General features: G+C 28.9%; 19 protein-coding genes, 1 tRNA gene and 1 pseudogene. 11 read left to right on the top strand and 10 right to left on the bottom strand.

The annotated features are described in order from the left end of the window. Positions 1–75 precede the first annotated feature (75 nt). Positions 76–498, bottom strand: a complete 423-nt coding sequence (locus ACWPW7_RS04485) for a hypothetical protein (protein ID WP_454052560.1) — start codon at positions 496–498, stop codon at positions 76–78. 224 nt (positions 499–722) lie between these two features. Between ACWPW7_RS04485 and ACWPW7_RS04480 the strand changes: the two genes are divergently transcribed. Next, entirely contained in the window at positions 723–1,643 is a 921-nt protein-coding gene (locus ACWPW7_RS04480; protein ID WP_454052559.1) for a DMT family transporter, read from the top strand. A 166-nt stretch (positions 1,644–1,809) separates the two neighbouring features. Then, positions 1,810–2,775: a DMT family transporter gene (locus ACWPW7_RS04475; RefSeq protein WP_291564736.1), complete on the top strand. Its 966-nt coding sequence runs from the start codon at positions 1,810–1,812 to the stop codon at positions 2,773–2,775. 223 nt (positions 2,776–2,998) lie between these two features. Here ACWPW7_RS04475 and ACWPW7_RS04470 read toward each other — a convergent pair whose 3' ends face one another. Then, complete coding sequence (locus tag ACWPW7_RS04470; protein WP_291564735.1) at positions 2,999–3,142, bottom strand: hypothetical protein; 144 nt, start codon at positions 3,140–3,142, stop codon at positions 2,999–3,001. A gap of 418 nt (positions 3,143–3,560) precedes the next feature. Here ACWPW7_RS04470 and ACWPW7_RS04465 point away from each other — a divergent pair, with 418 nt between their 5' ends. Next, positions 3,561–3,764 carry a DUF4177 domain-containing protein gene (locus tag ACWPW7_RS04465; protein WP_454052558.1) on the top strand — a complete coding sequence of 68 codons (204 nt, stop codon included), beginning with the start codon at positions 3,561–3,563 and terminating at the stop codon, positions 3,762–3,764. Positions 3,765–3,893: 129 nt separating this feature from the next. Here the strand turns inward: ACWPW7_RS04465 and ACWPW7_RS04460 are convergent, their stop codons facing one another. Continuing rightward, positions 3,894–4,478 carry a sigma-70 family RNA polymerase sigma factor gene (locus tag ACWPW7_RS04460; RefSeq protein WP_454052557.1) on the bottom strand — a complete coding sequence of 195 codons (585 nt, stop codon included), beginning with the start codon at positions 4,476–4,478 and terminating at the stop codon, positions 3,894–3,896. Between the two features lie 422 nt (positions 4,479–4,900). Here ACWPW7_RS04460 and murC point away from each other — a divergent pair, with 422 nt between their 5' ends. Continuing rightward, a complete protein-coding gene (gene murC / locus ACWPW7_RS04455) occupies positions 4,901–6,289 on the top strand; it encodes a UDP-N-acetylmuramate--L-alanine ligase (protein WP_454052556.1) in 1,389 nt (462 codons plus the stop codon). A gap of 49 nt (positions 6,290–6,338) precedes the next feature. Continuing rightward, positions 6,339–7,301: a PhzF family phenazine biosynthesis protein gene (locus ACWPW7_RS04450; RefSeq protein ID WP_454052555.1), complete on the top strand. Its 963-nt coding sequence runs from the start codon at positions 6,339–6,341 to the stop codon at positions 7,299–7,301. A gap of 115 nt (positions 7,302–7,416) precedes the next feature. On the opposite strand, the gene ACWPW7_RS04445 is transcribed toward ACWPW7_RS04450, so the two are convergent. Both ACWPW7_RS04445 and ACWPW7_RS04440 read right to left on the bottom strand, forming a co-directional pair. Further along, positions 7,417–7,767 (bottom strand): hypothetical protein, encoded by a 351-nt coding sequence (locus ACWPW7_RS04445; protein ID WP_454052554.1) that lies wholly within the window; start codon positions 7,765–7,767, stop codon positions 7,417–7,419. A 116-nt stretch (positions 7,768–7,883) separates the two neighbouring features. Continuing rightward, positions 7,884–9,254, bottom strand: coding sequence for an aldehyde dehydrogenase (locus ACWPW7_RS04440; RefSeq protein ID WP_454052553.1), 1,371 nt, complete (start codon positions 9,252–9,254; stop codon positions 7,884–7,886). 377 nt (positions 9,255–9,631) lie between these two features. Here ACWPW7_RS04440 and ACWPW7_RS04435 point away from each other — a divergent pair. Continuing rightward, positions 9,632–9,707: transfer RNA gene (locus tag ACWPW7_RS04435), tRNA-Pro, on the top strand. 132 nt (positions 9,708–9,839) lie between these two features. Here the strand turns inward: ACWPW7_RS04435 and ACWPW7_RS04430 are convergent. Further along, positions 9,840–10,946: a toxic anion resistance protein gene (locus ACWPW7_RS04430; RefSeq protein WP_454052552.1), complete on the bottom strand. Its 1,107-nt coding sequence runs from the start codon at positions 10,944–10,946 to the stop codon at positions 9,840–9,842. Positions 10,947–10,979: 33 nt separating this feature from the next. Further along, positions 10,980–13,340, bottom strand: a complete 2,361-nt coding sequence (locus ACWPW7_RS04425) for a YceG family protein (protein WP_454052551.1) — start codon at positions 13,338–13,340, stop codon at positions 10,980–10,982. A 340-nt stretch (positions 13,341–13,680) separates the two neighbouring features. Here ACWPW7_RS04425 and ACWPW7_RS04420 point away from each other — a divergent pair, with 340 nt between their 5' ends. From ACWPW7_RS04420 to ACWPW7_RS04400, 5 genes are all read left to right on the top strand, one after another. Beyond that, positions 13,681–13,986 (top strand): transposase, encoded by a 306-nt coding sequence (locus tag ACWPW7_RS04420; protein WP_454052550.1) that lies wholly within the window; start codon positions 13,681–13,683, stop codon positions 13,984–13,986. Between the two features lie 14 nt (positions 13,987–14,000). Beyond that, positions 14,001–14,936 carry an IS3 family transposase gene (locus ACWPW7_RS04415; protein ID WP_454052549.1) on the top strand — a complete coding sequence of 312 codons (936 nt, stop codon included), beginning with the start codon at positions 14,001–14,003 and terminating at the stop codon, positions 14,934–14,936. A gap of 252 nt (positions 14,937–15,188) precedes the next feature. Then, a complete protein-coding gene (locus ACWPW7_RS04410; protein WP_454052548.1) occupies positions 15,189–16,535 on the top strand; it encodes a [Fe-Fe] hydrogenase large subunit C-terminal domain-containing protein in 1,347 nt (448 codons plus the stop codon). A 254-nt stretch (positions 16,536–16,789) separates the two neighbouring features. After that, positions 16,790–17,446 (top strand): HAD family hydrolase, encoded by a 657-nt coding sequence (locus ACWPW7_RS04405; protein ID WP_454052547.1) that lies wholly within the window; start codon positions 16,790–16,792, stop codon positions 17,444–17,446. A 230-nt stretch (positions 17,447–17,676) separates the two neighbouring features. Next, positions 17,677–18,132 carry a hypothetical protein gene (locus ACWPW7_RS04400; protein WP_454052546.1) on the top strand — a complete coding sequence of 152 codons (456 nt, stop codon included), beginning with the start codon at positions 17,677–17,679 and terminating at the stop codon, positions 18,130–18,132. Between the two features lie 124 nt (positions 18,133–18,256). On the opposite strand, the gene ACWPW7_RS04395 is transcribed toward ACWPW7_RS04400, so the two are convergent. The 3 genes and pseudogenes from ACWPW7_RS04395 to ACWPW7_RS04385 form a co-directional block, all read right to left on the bottom strand. Further along, the gene (locus ACWPW7_RS04395; RefSeq protein WP_454052545.1) at positions 18,257–18,622 is read right to left on the bottom strand and encodes a hypothetical protein; all 366 of its coding nucleotides are present in this window, start codon (positions 18,620–18,622) and stop codon (positions 18,257–18,259) included. A gap of 44 nt (positions 18,623–18,666) precedes the next feature. Beyond that, positions 18,667–18,907: pseudogene (locus ACWPW7_RS04390) on the bottom strand (hypothetical protein); the annotation flags it as partial. Positions 18,908–19,640: 733 nt separating this feature from the next. Further along, a complete protein-coding gene (locus tag ACWPW7_RS04385; RefSeq protein ID WP_454052544.1) occupies positions 19,641–20,189 on the bottom strand; it encodes a hypothetical protein in 549 nt (182 codons plus the stop codon). Positions 20,190–20,251 lie beyond the last annotated feature (62 nt).

The raw sequence follows: 20,251 nt of genomic DNA, 5'->3' as shown, positions 1-20,251 counted from the left end.
TTCTAATTTTTTTTTTATTTTTACTAAAAAACTCCTAAATCCAAGATTTAAGAGTTTTTTAAATAAAATTCTTATTTAATTTTTTATTTTATCCCAACTCCACCTTTTTTTAGGTGAATTTAAGTTTTTAATTATTTCTTTTTTAATATTCTTTAATAATAAATAGCTAGATATTAATCCTAAATATCCTATTACAATAGCTTTTAAATTATATTCACCTAACGTTTTTATTGTATCATTAATTTCTGCAAGCTCTTTTACTGTTAAAGCACCGCTTTTAACTCCTTCATTATATATATCTAAATTGCTAATACATGCATTGCTGTAAATTACAGCCATTATTGAACAGTATAATGATAGTGCTATACATAATATAAGTACCACATTCTTTATTCCTTTTTCACTGAGGGTGTTATCAATAAATATTTTCTTAATTGCTAAATAGCCATTAATTGAAGCTAATATTATCCCAGCAATATATATTACTGTAGGATTCATAAATTCTCCCCCTTTTTTCAAAATTTTCTTTATATTTAAATTGTATCACTTTATATAGTTTTTACAACGACCATTCTTACCATATGTTTTCCAATATATTTTAATATTAATTAACTTTTCCGCTTATATATTTTTCAAATTAAAATAAAGATTTTTACTTAAATAATTATATTAATTATGTTATATTTTATTTCGATGATATAACTTACTTAGGAGGAAAAAATATGAATAATAAAAATAAAGTAATTCCTATAATCTCTGGAATTATATATTCTACCCTATTTGGACTTACTTTTATGTTCAGTTCCATTGCTCTTAGATTCACTTCTCCTTTTGCACTTTTATCTATGAGATTTGGAATTGCTTTTATTGTAATGTCTATTCTTGTATTTTTTAAAATTATAAAAATAAATTTTAAGAATAAAGATTTAAAAACCTTATTTTTATTAGGACTTATGCAACCCATTTTATATTTTATTTTTGAAACTTACGCCATAAAAAATACAGCTACTTCAGTAGCTGGTACGCTAATTGCACTAATTCCTATATCGGTAGCTATAAGTTCAAGTTATTTTTTAAAAGAAAAACCTACTAAAACCCAGTATGGCTTTATATTAGCCTCAATAGTGGGCGTTATTATTATAGTAGTTTTAGGTAGTCAAAATAGTACTAGTGGAAATCTTATAGGTATAGTTCTTTTATTTGGAGCTGTTATTTCTGCAACTATATTTAATTTATTATCTCGAAAGCTCTCTACTACCTTTACACCTGCTGAAACCACATATTTTATGATGGGAATTGCTTTTTTTGCTTTTACTCTAATTGCCTTAGTAGAAGGATTATCTCAAGGTACGTTAAATAAATTTTTCTTACCTTTTTATAATTTAGACTTTCTATTATCATTACTGTTTTTAGGAATAATGGCTTCAATAATTGGTTTCTTTTTAGTTAACTTTACACTATCTAAAATGGAAGCTACTAAGGCATCAGTTTTTTCTAATTTATCTACTGTAGTATCAATAATTGCGGGAGTTATTTTTCTAGGTGAAAGCTTTAAATTATTCCAAATAATAGGTGCTATATTAATACTCATAGGAGTATGGGGAACAAATAAATTTGGGCAAAACAATAATAATCAAGGATAAAATTATTCACTACTAAAGATTATCAATACAGTTATTAGTTAAAGCTCTTAAAGAAATCAATCCTCAAAGAATTAATTCCTTTAAGGATTAATCGCCATGTTTCATTGTTCCTCTTTAATACTATGATTTTAAATGATAAAATTAAGTAGTAAAGGGGGATGGTATTATGATTAATAAGAAAAAAGCCATGCCAATATTTGCCGGCATGGCTTATGCACTATTATTTGGACTAACTTTTATGTTTATATCTATAGCTTTAAGGTATACTTCACCCTTTCTTCTTTTATCTATTAGATTTTCTATAGCATTTATTGTAATGTCTATATTAGTAATTTTTAAGATATTAAAAGTAAATTTTAAAAATAAAAATTTATTACCTTTAATATTGGTAGGATTTATGCAGCCAATTCTATACTTTGCTCTTGAAACTTATGCATTAAAAAGTATTCCTAGCTCTATAGCAGGAACAATTTCCTCATTAATTCCTATATCTGTTGCTTTAAGTTCAGCTTATTTCTTAAAAGAAAAGCCTACTAAAGCACAGTATGGATTTATATTAACCTCTATAGTAGGAGTTATTATAATAGTAATTTTTGGTGCAACAGATAGTGGAAGTGGTAGTTTAGTAGGAATATTACTTTTGATTGGTGCTATATTATCACAAACAGCTTTTACTATACTTTCAAGGAAATTTTCAGTAAGATATACTCCTACAGAAACTACATATTTTATGATGGGAATAGGTGGATTCGTATTCACTATAATTGCTTTTATAGAATGTTTAATTAAGGGGGATTTAACTGCATTTATAACCCCTTTTCTACATAAAGAGTTTATATTTACAATAATTTTCCTATCTATTTTTGCATCAATAATGGGTTTCTTCTTAATAAACTACACACTGTCTAAGATGGAAGCTGCAAGGGTTGCTGTATTTGAGAATCTTTGTACTATAGTATCCATAATAGCTGGAGTGGTATTCTTAGGAGAAAATTTCAGAGTATATCATGTAATTGGTGCTATATTAATAATTTTAGGCGTATGGGGGACAAATCGTTTTACAGCATCTAACCATAAGATAATTGAAGAAAAAGCTATAGATAATACTATAAGAGAAAAAAATCGTGATTAAAAATCACGATTTTTTAGTTCCTAATTTATTACTATATTTATGAGAAATTTAAATTACCAAAGTAAAAAAAGTAGGGCTATTCGCCCCAAAATTTAACTTTCAACATCCCTAATATTTTGAAAATTATTTATATTATTTAAAACAAGATTTGGCTAATAAATAGTAGATTAATTTTAAAAATTATTGCTTTATTTATAAATTTATACAAAAGGCTTACTAATTATTATTGGGTATCAAATTGCCAATATGCATACTCTAAATCTACACCTTCTGCAATTCTATCACAATCATCAATTGCCTTCCTATCATCTCTTCTTTTACTCTTTAATTGCCATATAAGATATTCAGAATTGATTTTTGTTAACATATTAACACACCTCTCCATACCTTAACCAAACGGTTATATTTTTTATATATTTATATAATTAATGAAAATCTGTACTATGTCTAAAAAACCTAAGTAAAATTCTAATATTATGCACGTACATTACATTATATGCATCTGGTTAAATAATTAACACTTTATGTTTAAAGTTTAACATACTTTTTCTACTAATGGAAGTAATTTTTTAGAATATTTTAAATTTTCTATCGACTTTTTTTGTCATAGAAAGTCATACTTTAATATTTGTTATCACTATTTTATTATTATATTTTAATCATCTACAAATTGTATAAATATTTCATAAATTTTATGAATAAAGTATTGATTTCCAACTCATTATATTGTATATTATACTATATAAATGGTTAGCTCTTATTGTTTTAGAAGGATTCTTATATTTATGTATGAATCTAAGTTTGTGAAATTTGGCTTAAAAGCAGGTTTATTATCTCAAGATTCAGCAGAAGATTATCATAAAATAATTGAAGATCATCTAAAAGAAAGTTGGAGATTAATTCAAATATTTGCACCTTCTACAGGAAAGTATGGGCTTTCGCCTTATTTTGAGCTAATTTTTGAAAAAGAAATAAAAAATTCTAATTAGAATTAAATAGCAATTATACTTAATATTTGGAAAAAGCAGAGAAGCAAAATAGTTAATTTAACATCAACCCCTGATAAGTTATATCAAACTTCTTCACTGCTTTTTATTTATTATTTATACAAGTATTGTTTATTTAATTATATATCCTTTTTTTCTAAACATATCTTTTAATCTTTTTATAGCTACTTCCCTTCTTTTAACTATTGTCATATATTTCATATTTTTATACTCTGAATATTCCTTTAGATTTCCTTTTTTATCTAGATAAACATAGTATATAAGTTCCTTATGTTCAGCTGTAAGCATATCAACAAATTCATAAAGATATCTTCTAGTTTCATCATTAATATAATTGTCAATAAATCTATCTTCATAAGTTAATTTATCTTGAAGTATTATACCTTCTCCTATAGGAGTATTTAGGCTAACTTCATAATTTGATTTAATTTTGCTCCTTATTAAATAATTAAAATTATTTTTTATACTTCTCATAGCGTATGGAATAAACTCGCCTTTGCCTACCTCATATTTATCTATGGCTTTCAATATGCTAATTCTTCCTAGTTGCAGTAAATCATCTTTATCATATCCATTAATATATATAGCATTGCAACATTTATGTAGAAATGGATTTAGTTTATTTATTATATATTCAATTTCTTTGATCTCTCCATTTTTAACTCTTAATACTACATCATTTATCTCATTACACATATCTTATCCCACCTTAAAATATTTTCTTCTAATTAATTAGGTATGCATTTTAAAGTAATATTTATAATATTATTGTAAGTTTTTCAAATATTTTTGTATGTATTTCACAATAACATTAATTAAGTTTAAAATATGCTTTTTATAAGTAATAATTAGTGCCTATATTATTTCTTGTATTTTTTTAGTGTTTTTTTGTATATAATTAAAGATGAGAATATTTTATAGGTAAATTCTAATTAAACATTGACTATAGTCAACAGAAATTATTGTTAAGTCTCTTTTATAGGAATTAAAAAGTTTAATAACTTAGAAGTTAGTTATATATTAACTTTTTAAGCAATTTATCTATATATAAGGGTTGCCTATTAAAATATTAATAATAATCTATAGTATGTATGCATTAATATTAAGGAGTTGTTAATATGTCTTTTGATTTTTTAAGAGATAGAAATAAAAAAATACACTTTATAGGTATAGGTGGAATAAGCATGAGTGGTCTTGCAGAAATACTTATAAAGAATGGATATAAGGTTTCTGGTTCAGATATGAAATGCTCTAATATTACTGAAAAATTGAAAAAAGATGGAGCAGAAGTGTATATAGAACATAATGAAAATAATATAAAAGATGTAGATTTAGTAGTTTATACTGCTGCTATATCTCCTGAAAATCCTGAACTTCTGAAAGCAAAGCAGGACAAAATTCAAATAATGGATAGGGCAGAATTTTTAGGCTACCTTATGAAAGGTCATAAGTATGGTATAGCTGTTTCAGGTACCCATGGAAAAACTACGACTACATCAATGGTTTCTCACATTGTATTGGAGGAAAATTTAGATCCTACTATATTGGTAGGGGGAGAGCTTGACGTAATAGGTGGAAATGTACTTGCAGGAAGTAGTGACTATTTCATAACAGAAGCCTGTGAATATAAAGCTTCATTCTTAAAGTTCTTTCCTCATATAGGAGTAATTTTAAATATAGATGAGGATCATTTAGATTACTATAAAGATTTAAATCACATAAAGGATACTTTTAAGAAATTTGTAAATATCATTCCTAATGATGGTTATGTAATAGTTAATGCTGATGATACTGATTGTTTAGATGTTATTGAAAATGCTAAGTGTAATATACTTACCTTTGGTATACACAATGGACAATATAGAGCTAAAAATATTAATTATAATGTTTTAGGTTGTGGCAGCTTTGATTTTTGTAAGGATGATAAAATGTTATTTAAAATTAGTTTGAATGTACCTGGTAAGCATAATGTTTTAAATGCCTTATCTGCTATATGTACTGGATTAGCACTTAATATTTGTGAAAAATCTATAGTAGAAGGATTATTTAACTTTAAAGGCACTCATAGAAGATTTGAATTTAAGGGTAAAAAAAATAATATAACTGTTATTGATGATTATGCACATCATCCAACAGAAATAAAAGCAACATTAGAGGCATCTAAAAATTATCCTCATAATAAATTATTTGCTATATTTCAGCCCCATACCTACACTAGAACAATTGCACTATTTAATGATTTTGTAGAATGCTTTGATGGTGTTAATGAATTACTACTTGCAGATATATATGCTGCTCGCGAAAAAGATACCGGAGTAGTTAGCTCATTAAAGTTAGGAGATGCCCTTAGAAATAAAAGTGTCAATGCTAAAAACTTTCATAACTTTGATGAAATAGTTAGTTATTTAAAAAATAATGCACATGACGGAGATCTTATTTTAACTATTGGTGCAGGAGATGTATATAGAATAGGGGAAATGTTTCTTGAGGCATCTTCAAAAAAATAACTAGTTATTTTATTTCAGATACCTAAACAAACTTAGGAGGAATTTAAACATGGGAATATTAGTTTATATAGTAAATGCTTTTACTAAAGATAATAAAGGGGGCAATGGTGCAGGTGTGGTTGTAGATGCTTCTATGCTTAACACTTTAGAAATGCAAATTATTGCAAAAGAAGTAGGTCTATCTGAAACAGCTTTTATAATTCCTACTGCTGATAAGAAAAAACACAATAACTCTAAGAATCTAAAAGATTATGATTTTGAAGTTAGATTCTTTACACCAACTCAAGAAGTTGAACTTTGCGGTCACGCTACCATCGCCAGTTTCTATACCTTAGCAAAGCTAGGAATAATAACCTGTGATGAAGGAAAGAATCAAAAAATTATAAGACAAAAAACTAAAGCAGGTATATTAGATGTAGAGCTTAATTTTAGTGATAGCAACATATCTAACGTTCTAATGACTCAAGCAGAGCCTAAATTTTTATTTGAAATAGATGATAGTAAAGAACTTTGTGATATTCTAGGTATTTCAAGTGAAGATATTTTTATAGAATCTTTTAAGACAAAACCTCAAGCAGTATCTACTGGACTTGCAGATATAATGCTTCCAGTTAAAGATCTTAAAGTATTAAAATCAATCAATCCTGATTTTAAGAAATTAGCAGACTATAGTAACTCTTTAGGGGTAATTGGAGTTCATGCTTTTACTTTAGAAACAGAAAATGATACTTCTACTGTTTCTACAAGGAACTTTGGTCCTGCAGCAGGAATTGATGAAGAAAGCGCAACAGGCACTTCTAATGGAGCGTTAGGAGCTTATCTTATAAAGAATGAAATTATAAAAGTTAATGAAGATAAAAATAGAACTATTTATTGTGAACAAGGATACTATATGGATAATCCTAGTGAGATAATAGTTAAAATAGAAAAAAGTTTTGAAAGAATTGGTATCAAAGTAGGTGGAAAAGCCTCAATAGTAAATAAAACTGAAATAGAATTAGGTGTATTTTAAAGGGCTTTTGCCCTTTTATTTATATGAAAAATTTATTTTATTTACAACTTATATGATATTTTAATTAATTCTTAATGTTATAAAGTATCTAAAATAAAACACACCATAATATCCACTAATTATTTTTTAAGATATCTAAATTCATATCAACATAAAATTCCATAGATCTAATTTCTATAATCAAATCAATATAATCAACCTCGAAATTACAAATTGTTGAATGTATTCCTTTATCCTTTAGTAAATGTATAGTCGCAATATTATTATTATCCTTACATGCCCTTATAAGTATCCCCTGTACCCCTGTAAATTGCATTCTTGATCTTATATGGTAACTATCCATATTAAGATTTAAAGTTCTATCATCTATTGAAATAAGCAAATCTATATCATTTTCATCTTCTCTAAAATTTTTTATTTCAAAATCACTATTTATATTTAAATTATAATTAGCGAAGCATTTCATAAACATCACCTCTAATTATTATTTTTAACTATATTCTAATATAATTTTTAATAAATAAAGTAATGCATAGATGCACGAGGATGGACTGAACGTTAACTTACATCTATGCCTAATATTTATTTAAATATTTTCTTTATATACTTAATTTTATCATTATAAGGTGGATATCTTAAAGGGACATCAATTGAAAATCCTTTTTTAACCACTGACTTATGATGAGTAAAAGTATCAAAGCTGGCTCTTCCATGATATTTTCCCATTCCACTATCTCCTACTCCTCCAAAAGGAAGATATAGTGATGCTACATGCATTATAGTTTCATTTATACAAACTCCACCGGATGAGGTATAAGTTAATACTTTTTCTATACTTTTTTCATTCTTTGAAAAGAAATATAATGCCAATGGCTTAGGACGACTATTAACCATATCTATTGCTTCATCTAAGCTATTAAATTCCAATATAGGCATTATAGGTCCAAAAATTTCATCTTTCATAATGCTATCATTAAAAGTAATATTATTTAATATTGTAGGAGAGATATATAATTCTTTCCTCTCAAATCTTCCACCAATTTCAATATTTCCCTCATCTAAATATCCTATTAACCTATCAAATTGTCCAGTATCTATAATTCTTGGGTAATCATTCGATTCTTTAGGGTTTTCTCCATAAAACTTTTTAACATAGTAAATCATAGAGTCAATTAATGCATCTTTTACATCCTTATGAACATATATATAATCTGGTGCTACACAGGTTTGACCTGCATTTAAAAACTTTCCCCAAACTATTCTTCTAGCTGTTACTTTTATATCTGCATCATAATCTACTATGCAAGGACTTTTCCCACCTAATTCTAAAGTTGTAGGAGTTAGGTTTTTTGCTGCCGCCTCCATTACTATACGTCCTACAGGTACACTTCCTGTAAAAAAAATATAATCAAATTTTTGATTTAAAAGTTCTGTATTTTCCTCTCTACCACCATTTACTACTGCTATATATTCTTCTTTAAAATTCTGTTCTATTAATTCTGTTAAAATTTTAGATACATGAACACTTTTATTAGATGGCTTTAATATTACTGTATTTCCTCCTGCTATAGCCCCTATCATAGGTGCTATAGATAATTGAAAAGGATAATTCCATGGGGAAATAACAAGTGTTACTCCATATGGCTCAGGATAAGAAAAACAACTTGCAGGAAAATGAGCTATTTGTGATCTAACTTTTGTGGGCCGTGACCATTTTTTTAAATTTTTTATTGTATAATTAATTTCTTCTAATACTATGCCCAACTCTGTTGCATATCCTTCAAAATTTGCCTTATTTAAGTCCTTATTTAGTGCTTCTAATATCTTTTCTTCGTTTTTAGTTATTATATCTTTTAAAAGTGCCAATTGCTTAAATCTAAAGTCTATACTTAAGGTTTCTCCGGTATAGAAATATTTCCTTTGAATATCTACAAGGTCTTTTATATCTCTCATAAGTTTCACCTCGAAATCTTTTATTTCTATTCATATTATTAACTAAATAATATCACTTATTACATGCTTTCTATAGTGCTTTATATAATAAAATTATGACTAAAAGTTTAAATTAATATTTATCTTAATATTTATTATATAAAGTTATAAGAATTTAATTATTAAAATTATATAATCATATTAATTTATAAATTAATATATACATTATTTATCTAATCAATAATTGAAAACTAATGATAAATAATAGCTAAAGCTCTTTAATCATAGTAATAATATAAATTTAAAAGCTCTATACGTAAAATTTATACTCTTTATGAAATTTTTATTTAAAAGTTGTTGACAACCATTCAGGTATGTAATATAATAATTTTTGTCGGCGGGGTGTGGCGCAGATGGGAGCGCGCGTGGTTTGGGACCATGAGGTCGCAGGTTCAATCCCTGTCACCCCGACCAAGAGAGTTGCATAGGCAACTCTCTTTTTTTTATTTTAAATTTAGTATGTATAGTTTATTAAATCATATTAAAAACAAAAGGTTGTAAAAAGCAGAAACTTTTTCTACTTTTCACAACCTTTTTATTTTTATGCTAAGTTAATTGTTTTGCATTAAATTCTTTTTTTAGTTCATCTAATTTTTTATTATCTATAGCTCTTTTTTCTCTTATTTCATCTTGTATTTGTTTAGTTTCAGTTATTCCATTTACAATAGTATGCCATGTTTTTTCAAGGGTTTCTACTTCAACAAAGCTACCACTTGCCAATCTTGCAGTTACCTTAGATTGGTTTGCTAAATTTTCTGCATTTCTCATAAGTAGTTCATTTGTTTTTTCATCTAATGCTGTTAGTGCTTTAGCTTGTACATCTTGCCTTTTTAACATTATTGATTGAATAAGACATTGCTTAAATATTGGTAATGTTATTATAAAGGCTGAGTTTATTTTTCTGATAAGGTTATAGTTGTTGTACTGTAACATTTTTATAGAAGGCATTGTTTGCAATGCAATATTTTCTGCAAGTTTTAAATCATGAACCCTTTGCTCCATCATCTCCCTAACTTGCATTATATTACTCAATTCCATCTTCTCTACATTTCCACCTGTTTCAGCTTTTCTTTCTAACTCTGGTATTATGTTAGTACTAAGCTCTTCAACTGCAAATTCTCCAGCATGTATATACTGTTCTAATTTTTCATAATGCTTAAGATTTTCTTCAAACATCTCATTAAGGCTTATGTTTAAGCCATTTATTTCATTTTCATATTCTTTTAAAGATATGTATACCTTCTCAACTTCATCACCCATAGTATGATATTTTTTAAATAATTGCTCTATTGAGTTTTTAGTCTTATTAAATACTTTTTCAAAAAATCCAACTTTTTTTTCATCAAAATCTTTTATGTCAAACTTCTCCATTATTTTATTTAAATTATTTAATAATGTTCCTGTGTCTTCTATCTTAGCCATTTCCATATTGTTAAGTATTCTATCAGAAAACTTAGATATACTTTCCACTGTTTCATTTCCGAATTTTACCACCGTTTGCATATTATCTGTATCTATTTGAGCAAGTATATTGTTTATTTCTGGTGAATTTTCAACTCTTTTTGCTATCTCTTCTTTCTGCTTTTGTAAATTAAATTCTTTAACTTCAATTATCTCAGTATTTTCTGAAGTTGTACTTCCATTTAGTTTCATATTTATCTTCCCTCCCTATATGTTTTCCACTTTTTAGAATCGAAATAACTTACTAATAAAGGAATCCCTTTTTTTCTCTAGATTAGGCATAGATAAATCAAGCCTAACAGAAGGCAAGTTATGACTTTTAAAAGTATTTTCTTTTAATAATATTTCTATATTTTTATAATTAGTAGGTGTGAATACTGCTATATCCATCCCTATAATATTTAAATATGCTAAAGTTATAATATCTTCTTCACTTAAAAAATCTTTAGTATTATCATATATTATCACCTTAGGAATATATGATGTATAGTCAAAAGTTTCTATTAACTTTAAAATATTATCACTAATGTTGAGAACAGTCATTATTATATTTAATTTGAATTCATTCTCCATCTCCCTATTAAAAGGATTCAATAATATTAATTCATTTATTTTAGACAAAATTAGATTTTGTAATTTATCACTTAAATATTTAAACCTATATAAATCACTATTTTGTACTTTATTAAAATCTAATAATCCATCTCTATCTAAGAAATAGATAATTGAGTATTTATCTTGTCGTGAATATCTAATTTCCGTAAAAGGAACCGTATTTATTGTTAAAGTATTGCTATTGGAAGACAATTCTTTGAAATCTCTCCAATACTCCTCTAAATCTTCATGAGTACCATTTATTTTAGCAAATATATTAGGTATATAAACTATATTATTTTCCACTTTAAAATGAGGTCTTATCTTGCCGGTTTCTTTCCACAATATTTTCATTTCATCATAAGTAGTCTTTAATAAAACTGATTTTGTCAAACTTTCATTTAATTGTCTTGGCTTATAGTAACCAACATCCGTTCCTAATAGTTCTTCAAGTTCTTTAGAAGCCCTATATGCTACTGTCTCCTTTACTATGGTTCTTTCTATTACTGGAAAACTCTCAAGTTGAGTAAAGCTATCTAGCTTAGTTAAAAAAGTATATTTTTCTTGCTTGTCCAAAACATTATAAAGTGAATCATCTTCTTCTCTAGGACTGATATAAACAATATCGCAGCCCACAAGAGATGCATATATTAAAAAATATATTTCATGAGCTTTTATTTCTCCATAATATATAATTTTTCCGTTATGCTCTTCATTAAAATTATTATGTAAAGTAACAGAATATCTATTAATCCAACATATAAGCTTCATTACAAAGTTTTGAAGTTTGGATATATTTAAGTTTTCTTCTACATCAAGATATAAATGTAATATCTCTATAAAGCTAGCTTTTATTCTTAAATTAATTTCTTCTTTATTGCTCCTAGGTAAAATATTAAGAGATATTATTTCTGTAATGACTTTATTCTTATCTTTTATATCTAGTAAATTTATCTTTTCCTTAATCTTTCCAATATATTTAGTCGCTTCTTCATTAGATGGTACTGCAATTTTATTTTCAAACTTTAAATAATTGTATTTTTCTTCTTTTAATTTTTTATCCAAATTATATAGATTATTGTAATACATCTCACTATTTTCATTTTCTATACCAATATATCTTTCAAAATATATTGGATAAACTTGATTTTGTAAGTAACCTTCTCTTACTTTTAAAGTAGTAAAAATATCTTTAAATATATCTTTACTTTTCACTAATAATACCTTTGGTGATTTCCCTTGATCATATAAATCACTACTTACATCAGTTCCATGTTCTAATGTAATTTCTTTTACTTCAACTCTGTTTTTATTGTTGATAGTTAATATAAATTCATTATTATAATCTATTGAGGAAAATATATTATCGTTATCACTATTAATATATAAAACGTCATATCCAATTAAAGAAAGTAATATTAAAAAATATGCTTCATGCTTCTTTATGTTGCCATAATATAAGACTTTAGGATTATGCTCTTTTATATCATAGCAAAAACTCTTAGGTATATACTCATAGAGCCAAGAAATAATTTTACTTATAAAACTAACCATTAAACTTGAATTAACTTTACCTTCATTTTTCATATATAAGTTAATTAATCTTATTAAAGCTTCTTTTATATTTTTATTTATAAAATTATTAATTTTAAGAATACCTTCACGATACAGAGCTTCTACAATATTATCTACAAAAAAGCCATTTAAGGAAGCATTATTTATACAATCTTTTATCTTATTTGTTCTCTCTAAATCATATGGAATATTAATTTTATCCTCAAAATGTATATATATATTTCCTAATTTTGAAAGATTACTGTTTAACTTAATAATTTCACTATAATATTCACTCTCATTATTTAAACCAATATATCTATAGCCATATATATATTCATTATTATCACTATTAGAAATCTTTCTTTCTTTCCTTGTTAATAGTATATCTCTAAAAATATTATTTGATTTTTTTAGTACAAAACCTTTATCCCCCATATACATTACCTCTCTTAGCCTAACATCCTTAGATAATTTATGTAACTTTATTATAGTTTAAAAAAATCTTTAGTTCAATTAAAGAAAAGAATAAGTAATCTATAAAACACTTTAATGATTAACTTTATAAATATTTAGGTTTTATTTTAAATATAATTTGAAATTATATTTAAATATTTTTTTATATTTCTCTCTTTTTCTCATTTGTATGTTTCCTTATAAGTAAGTTATGCAATTGAGAATTGACGATTGACAATGGACAACTCATAGGCCCCTTTAGAATAGTAGACTCATAATTCGAATGGAATTATACTAGAGTTAATAGATGGGGGGGTGCATTATGAGTGAAAATTTTATTAGAAAATATACTGAAGAGGAACGAGTAAAAATTGTAGAAGAAGTTTTAGCATGTGGAAGTAACTCTTTAGTGGCAGCAAAGTACAATATACACAGTGGATTGATATCTAACTGGAAATGTAATTATAGAAGATATAAGCAAACTTTAAAGCCTAAAAATGCTAAGCAACCTAAAGATGACCAAATAATTATAGATTATAGAAAAGAGTATAAGAAAACGCAGGAAAAATGCAAAGAGCTTGAATTAGAAGTTGCTGTTCTTCGAGATTTATTAAAAAAAAAGAGATAAATGAAGAATTTGAGTTGCATTCTTATGCATCCGAATGGATTTCTACAGGTGCACCTACTAAAACTATATTACGAATATTAGGTTTAAAGAAATCTACTTATTATAAACACCAATTATTAATTAAAAGTGGAAATAAACCTTTAAACAAATCCGAAGGAAACATTCCAGGATATAGTTTAAATGTACATGGTGAAAAAATTTCTGATTTAGAAATTCAAAAATATATAATGGAAATAAAAAAGGATGAAGTAGGACAGTTTTATGGATATAGAAAGGTAAGAGTAGTTTTAAAAAGTAAATATAAACTAAAAATTAATAAGAAGAAAGTTTATAGACTAATGAAGAGTATGAGTCTATTAAACAAGAAAAAAACAGGCATTAAGAGATACTCTAAAGTGTGCAAAAATCACGTAATTACAGACTCAAATCAGTTTTGGGAAATGGATATGAAATATGTTTATATAGCTGAAACAAGGCAAATAGCCTATTTAACATCTATTATAGATGTATTTGATAGAAGTATATTAGCATATGATTTGTCACTTTCTCCAAATGCAGAACAGGCTAAAATTGTAGTAATAAAAGCACTTTATAATAGAGGTATCAAAGGAAAAACTTCGGAATTAATAGTTCGTACGGACAATGGATCGCAATTTATAGCTAGTAAATTTGAAAAGCTATGTGTTCAAGAGAATATTACACATGAAAGAATACCTGTTCATAGTCCTAATTATAATGCTCACATAGAGTCATATCATAGATATTTACAACAAGAATGCCTTGCCGGCAGGCTGTTTAAAGACTTAGAGGATGCAAGTGATACTATCGAAAAATATGTGAATAATTATAATTTTAAAAGAATACATTCTTCAATTGGTTATAGGACTCCAAATGAATTCTATAATCTAACAAATAGTAATTTTAAGGATAATCTAGTAATTAGCATTTAGAGTCCACTTTTGGGGGGGCAATCCGACAATTATGGATACTTCTATTTTGTAAGAGAAGCTTTAAATTCATTCTTTTTAAAAATCTATTTGTAAAAATTAATTTTCACCTTAATTGTCAATTGTCCATTTTCAATTCTCAATTAAATAAAGTTTATCTATATAGTCTCTCCTTTTTTTATATAATCGTATAAATATTTTCCTTATGTGGAAAAATACTTACTAAAATACTATTTATTTTAGGAAGTGAATTATTTGAAAGCAGAATATAGTGATTTATTTAAAGAACTTATAGAATCATATTCAGAAGGTAACTTTGAAGAAAAAGTTACTAAATTATTAAACAATAATGATACTGAAAAAGATCATATTGCAGCAATAATTTCTAGTCTCTGCGGCGTAGAAATTCCTTTTAGCGATAATTATATAGATGATATTAAAAACGCAATACTTAAATACACTCCTGATCATAAAGTTGTAGATAAAGTAAAAAAATGCACCATGGATTGTGCAGATAAAGATGGAAAGACTTCCTGTCAAAGATCATGCCCTTTTGATGCTATTTTAGTAGACGAAAAATCAAAAACTACTTATATAGACAATAAAAAATGTACCGATTGTGGATTCTGCGTTGAGGGTTGCCCTACAGGAAGTATATTAGATAGAGTTGAATTTTTACCTTTAGCAAATCTTTTAAAGAGTAATAGTATAGTGATTGCGGCAGTTGCACCTGCCATCACTAACCAATTTAATAACGCTAATATAAATCAGCTGAGAACCTCTTTTATGAAAATAGGCTTTACAGATATGGTAGAAGTAGCATTCTTTGCTGATATGTTGACTTTAAAAGAAGCAGTAGAATTCGATGCAAAGATTAAAACTAAAGATGATTTTATGATAACTTCCTGCTGCTGTCCCATGTGGGTTGCTATGCTTAAAAGAGTCTATGAAGATCTAGTAAAACATGTTTCTCCTTCTGTATCACCTATGATTGCTGCTGGTAGGATTATAAAAGCTTTAAATCCTAATGTGAAGGTAGTTTTTATAGGTCCTTGTGTTGCTAAAAAAGCAGAAGCTAAAGAAAAAGATTTATTAGGAGACATAGACTTTGTATTAACTTTCTCTGAAATGCAAGAAATATTTGATGTCTTTGGCATCAAACCTGAAGAGCTCCCTGAAACTCCTTCAATTGAATATACTTCTCGTGGTGGAAGATTATATGCTAGAACTGGTGGAGTATCTATAGCTATAACCGAATGTATAGAAAGATTATTCCCTCAAAAATTTGAAAATTTAATAGCAGTTCAAGCTAATGGAATTAAAGAATGTAAAGAATTATTAAATAGTGCTGTGAATGGAGAAATTGCAGGAAACTTTATAGAAGGTATGGGATGTATAGGTGGATGTGTTGGTGGACCTAAAGTCATACTTGATAGAGAGCTAGGTAAAATTAAAGTTAATGAATTTGCAAATAGCTCAGAAATTAAAATATCTGTAGATAGTGAAACAATGAATATCATTTTAGAAAAAATTAATATAAATAGTTTAAATGATTTCCTAAATCATGATAAAACCAATATATTTCACAGAGATTTTTATTAAATTATGTATTTAGTAGCTAGGCATCTGAAAGAAAATAATGAACCAAAGATGTTAGTATATTTTATATCAGATAAGGCGTCAGATTCTGCTCATAGTAGCGCTATGGGCAGGTTCTGACAACGGAGTATGATGGAAAATAGGCTAACATACTGGTCCATTATTTTTTTGAAGATACCTTAATCTAAACTTTATATTTACAAAATTACCTTTTAGTTATGATGAAACTTTGATATACTACCCTAAGAGGTGATGATATGCTTAAAGATATAAAAGCTGCAATATTTGACATGGATGGAACAATAGTTGATTCTATGTGGGTTTGGGAAAGTATTGACATTGACTACCTAAATAGTAATAATTTATCCTTACCACCAACTTTGAAGTCAGATATAGCCCATCTTAGCTATGATGAAGTAGCTGTTTACTTTAAAAAAACCTTTAATCTTCCATATACCGTAGAGGAAATAAAAGATCATTGGAATGAATTGGCTTATAAAGAATATTGCACGAATGTTAAATTAAAGCCTGGTGTTGAAAGATTTTTAGAACTACTAAAATCTATGAATATAAAAATAGCGTTAGCAACAAGTAATAACAGATTATTACTAGAAGCTTGCTTAAAATCAAATGGCATTTATGACTATTTTGATGTTATTACTACCACTGATGAGGTAACACGAGGAAAAGATTGTCCTGATGTTTATTTATTAACAGCAGAAAGACTAGGAATAGACCCTAAAAATTGTATAGTCTTTGAAGATATACTTCCTGCAGTAAAAGGTGCTAAATTAGCCAACATGAAAGTAGTTGGTGTTTATGATGACCATGCAATTCATCAACATGAAGAAATGATAAAAATTGCAGACAAATTTATAAAAGAATATGATGAATTACTTAAAGAAATAAATTAAAGAGTCGTAATAAAAAGTTACGACTTTTTAATTTGCTACAATTTACTATAAATTTTCTTCAAACTACGAGAAAAATTTATACTGTGGACCTTTCCACATTTATCCATGATTTTAACCTCATTGAAGTAAATTTTAATAATGTATAATCCATAAAATTAAATTATTAGTCAAGTTTTTATATCTTCTGAATAAACTTATAACAATAGTATTTATTTTACTTAGGGGGATATATGAAGACTTTTTTTATGTACACTTTCTTTATAATAGCTTGTGTAGCTTGTGGATATGCTTTTTTTCTTTCTTTAAAATATAATAAACAATATACTCAACTTAGAGTACTGTCAAGGCGCAATAGTGAATTGTTATCTAAACTTAAAACTTTTAACACTCCGTTAGAAAATTTAATTATATCCTATTTACCGGTATATTCTTATCACGGAGAAATAAAAAATAGTACTTTATTATATATTGCTCCACTTTTGAATTCATCTATAGTGAGAAATCTTTCTCGAGGAGTTAAAGTTCAAATTATAGATTGTTGTGAAGTTTATAATATAATCTGGTATGAGGTTAAAGTAATTATTCAATCACAAAATAAAAACATAAAAGGCTTTGTTATGAAAAGCGATGTTAAAGAATTGGAAATTGTAGAAAGTGGTTTATACACATATAAAAATATTGAATGATTGCTATTAATTTATACAATATTTTAATTAATTATCTTTATAATTTTAATAAAGTATCTCCCATCCTTTACAGATGGGAGATTTATTATGGTCTTATATTAAAATTCTAATAAATTTAACTTTCTTATAAGATTCTTGCTATAGTCAATCTTGCACTTATTCCATTAGCGCCTGCAACTATTACTGAAAGGGATTTGCTAACTCCAGATGTGTTTATTAGTCTTATTACATCAAATTCATCAAGACTTAATACTACACTACCACTCAATTGATCATTTGCTTGATTAGTTGCCATAGCTTGTGCATTACCATTATTACGTGTAATAGCGAATTGAGCACTTCCTGCGTTATCATTTCCTAAAGCTACATGCCAAGTTATATAATAAACACCTGGAATTACAATAGTAGCAGAAGTTGCGTCAGTAATTATTCCTGTACTACTGCGTAGATTAAAGTTAACCGGTGCATTATTCGCAACTGTTTGAGTCATATTGCTTGATAAAATTGCTATTGCTGTTGGACCTGGTACTCCTGTTGGGCCTGTTGGACCGCTAGGACCTGTTGGACCTGTTGGACCTGTCGGGCCTGTTGGACCTGTCGGACCTGTTGGACCTGTTGGGCCGGTCGGACCTGTTGGGCCTGTTGGACCGCTAGGACCTGTTGGGCCAGTTGGGCCTGTTGGACCTGTCGGACCGCTTGGGCCTGTTGGACCTGTTGGACCGCTTGGGCCTGTCGGACCTGTTGGGCCTGTTGGACCTGTCGGACCGGTTGGGCCGGTTGCTCCTGTTTGTCCTGTTGCTCCGGTTGGACCTGTCGGACCGGTTGGGGTTGGTTAACCGTTATATAATGTTGGACCGCTTGGGTATGTTGGACCACTTGGTAGGTTTGGTAGGTTGGTACTGTTGGACCGCTTGGGCCTGTTGGACCTGTTGGACCTGTCGGTGTCGGACCTGTTGGACCTGTTGGTACTGTTGGGTACTGTTGGACCGCTAGGACCTGTTGGTAAGTTGGGCGCTGTTGGACCTGTCGGACCGCTTGGGCCTGTTGGACCTGTTGGACCGCTTGGTATATCGGACCTGTTGGACCTGTCGGACCGGTTGGTAGGTTGCTCCTGTTTGTCCTGTTGCTCCGGTTGGACCTGTCGGACCGGTTGGTAGGTTGGTATGTTGTTGTTGGACCGCTTGGTACTGTTGGACCACTTGGTAGGTTGGTAGGTTGGTACTGTTGGACCTGTTGGTAAAATGGACCTGTCGGACCTGTTGGTAAGTTGGACCTGTTGGTACTGTTGGACCTGTTGGACCGCTTGGGCCGTCGGACCGGTTGGTAGGTTGGACCTGTTGGTAGGTTGCTCCTGTTTGTCCTGTTGCTCCGGTTGGACCTGTCGGACCGGTTGGTATGGGTATTGGACCTGTCGGACCGGTTGGTATGTTGGTACCAGTTGGACCGGTTGGTAGGTTGGACCTGTTGGACCTGTTGGGCCTGTTGGACCTGTCGGACCTGTTGGACCGCTAGGACCGGTTGGTACCTGTTGGACCTGTTGGACCTGTTGGTACTGTTGGACCTGTTGGTAGCTTGGTAGGTCGGTCGGACCTGTCGGTACTGTCGGACCACTTGGTATGTTGGACCTGTTGGACCGCTTGGTATGTTGGACCTGTTGGTACCTGTTGGCCGGTTGCTCCTGTTGCTCCTGTTGCTCCGGTTGCTCCTGTTGCTCCGGTTGCTCCAGTTGCTCCTGTTGCTCCGGTTGCCCCTGTTGCTCCAGTTGCTCCAGTTGCCCCTGTTGCTCCGGTCGCTCCAGTTGCTCCTGTTGCTCCTGTTGCTCCGGTCGCTCCAGTTGCTCCAGTTGCTCCAGTTGCTCCAGTTGCCCCTGTTGCTCCAGTTGGGCCAGTTGGACCTGTTGGGCCTGTTGGGCCGATTTGCTCTATCTGAATATCATTATATTGATCCTGAACATTATTATTGGAATCTTCTAATCCTTCCATAATTTCAATCATAGTATCTATCTTTTTTATTGTCTCGGCATCTATTGAGTTATTATATTCATCTAACTTAAACATAGTTACCCCCATATATTTTCAACTTATTTGTATTTATTTCAATATCTACAAAAGACATTGAA

The sequence above is a fragment of the Clostridium sp. Marseille-Q7071 genome (genome assembly GCF_965112025.1).
The sequence above is the reverse complement of the archived record's forward strand: the minus strand, read 5'-3'. Positions and strand labels throughout refer to the sequence as shown.

What these genes read in the sequence shown, in the direction of transcription:
- ACWPW7_RS04485 (WP_454052560.1), bottom strand. Translation starts at nt 498, where the DNA reads ATGAATCCTACAGTAATATATATTGCTGGGATAATATTAGCTTCAATT.
- ACWPW7_RS04480 (WP_454052559.1), top strand. Translation starts at nt 723, where the DNA reads ATGAATAATAAAAATAAAGTAATTCCTATAATCTCTGGAATTATATAT.
- ACWPW7_RS04475 (WP_291564736.1), top strand. Translation starts at nt 1,810, where the DNA reads ATGATTAATAAGAAAAAAGCCATGCCAATATTTGCCGGCATGGCTTAT.
- ACWPW7_RS04470 (WP_291564735.1), bottom strand. Translation starts at nt 3,142, where the DNA reads ATGTTAACAAAAATCAATTCTGAATATCTTATATGGCAATTAAAGAGT.
- ACWPW7_RS04465 (WP_454052558.1), top strand. Translation starts at nt 3,561, where the DNA reads ATGTATGAATCTAAGTTTGTGAAATTTGGCTTAAAAGCAGGTTTATTA.
- ACWPW7_RS04460 (WP_454052557.1), bottom strand. Translation starts at nt 4,478, where the DNA reads ATGTGTAATGAGATAAATGATGTAGTATTAAGAGTTAAAAATGGAGAG.
- murC (WP_454052556.1), top strand. Translation starts at nt 4,901, where the DNA reads ATGTCTTTTGATTTTTTAAGAGATAGAAATAAAAAAATACACTTTATA.
- ACWPW7_RS04450 (WP_454052555.1), top strand. Translation starts at nt 6,339, where the DNA reads ATGGGAATATTAGTTTATATAGTAAATGCTTTTACTAAAGATAATAAA.
- ACWPW7_RS04445 (WP_454052554.1), bottom strand. Translation starts at nt 7,767, where the DNA reads ATGAAATGCTTCGCTAATTATAATTTAAATATAAATAGTGATTTTGAA.
- ACWPW7_RS04440 (WP_454052553.1), bottom strand. Translation starts at nt 9,254, where the DNA reads ATGAGAGATATAAAAGACCTTGTAGATATTCAAAGGAAATATTTCTAT.
- ACWPW7_RS04430 (WP_454052552.1), bottom strand. Translation starts at nt 10,946, where the DNA reads ATGAAACTAAATGGAAGTACAACTTCAGAAAATACTGAGATAATTGAA.
- ACWPW7_RS04425 (WP_454052551.1), bottom strand. Translation starts at nt 13,340, where the DNA reads ATGGGGGATAAAGGTTTTGTACTAAAAAAATCAAATAATATTTTTAGA.
- ACWPW7_RS04420 (WP_454052550.1), top strand. Translation starts at nt 13,681, where the DNA reads ATGAGTGAAAATTTTATTAGAAAATATACTGAAGAGGAACGAGTAAAA.
- ACWPW7_RS04405 (WP_454052547.1), top strand. Translation starts at nt 16,790, where the DNA reads ATGCTTAAAGATATAAAAGCTGCAATATTTGACATGGATGGAACAATA.
- ACWPW7_RS04400 (WP_454052546.1), top strand. Translation starts at nt 17,677, where the DNA reads ATGAAGACTTTTTTTATGTACACTTTCTTTATAATAGCTTGTGTAGCT.
- ACWPW7_RS04395 (WP_454052545.1), bottom strand. Translation starts at nt 18,622, where the DNA reads ATGACTCAAACAGTTGCGAATAATGCACCGGTTAACTTTAATCTACGC.
- ACWPW7_RS04385 (WP_454052544.1), bottom strand. Translation starts at nt 20,189, where the DNA reads ATGTTTAAGTTAGATGAATATAATAACTCAATAGATGCCGAGACAATA.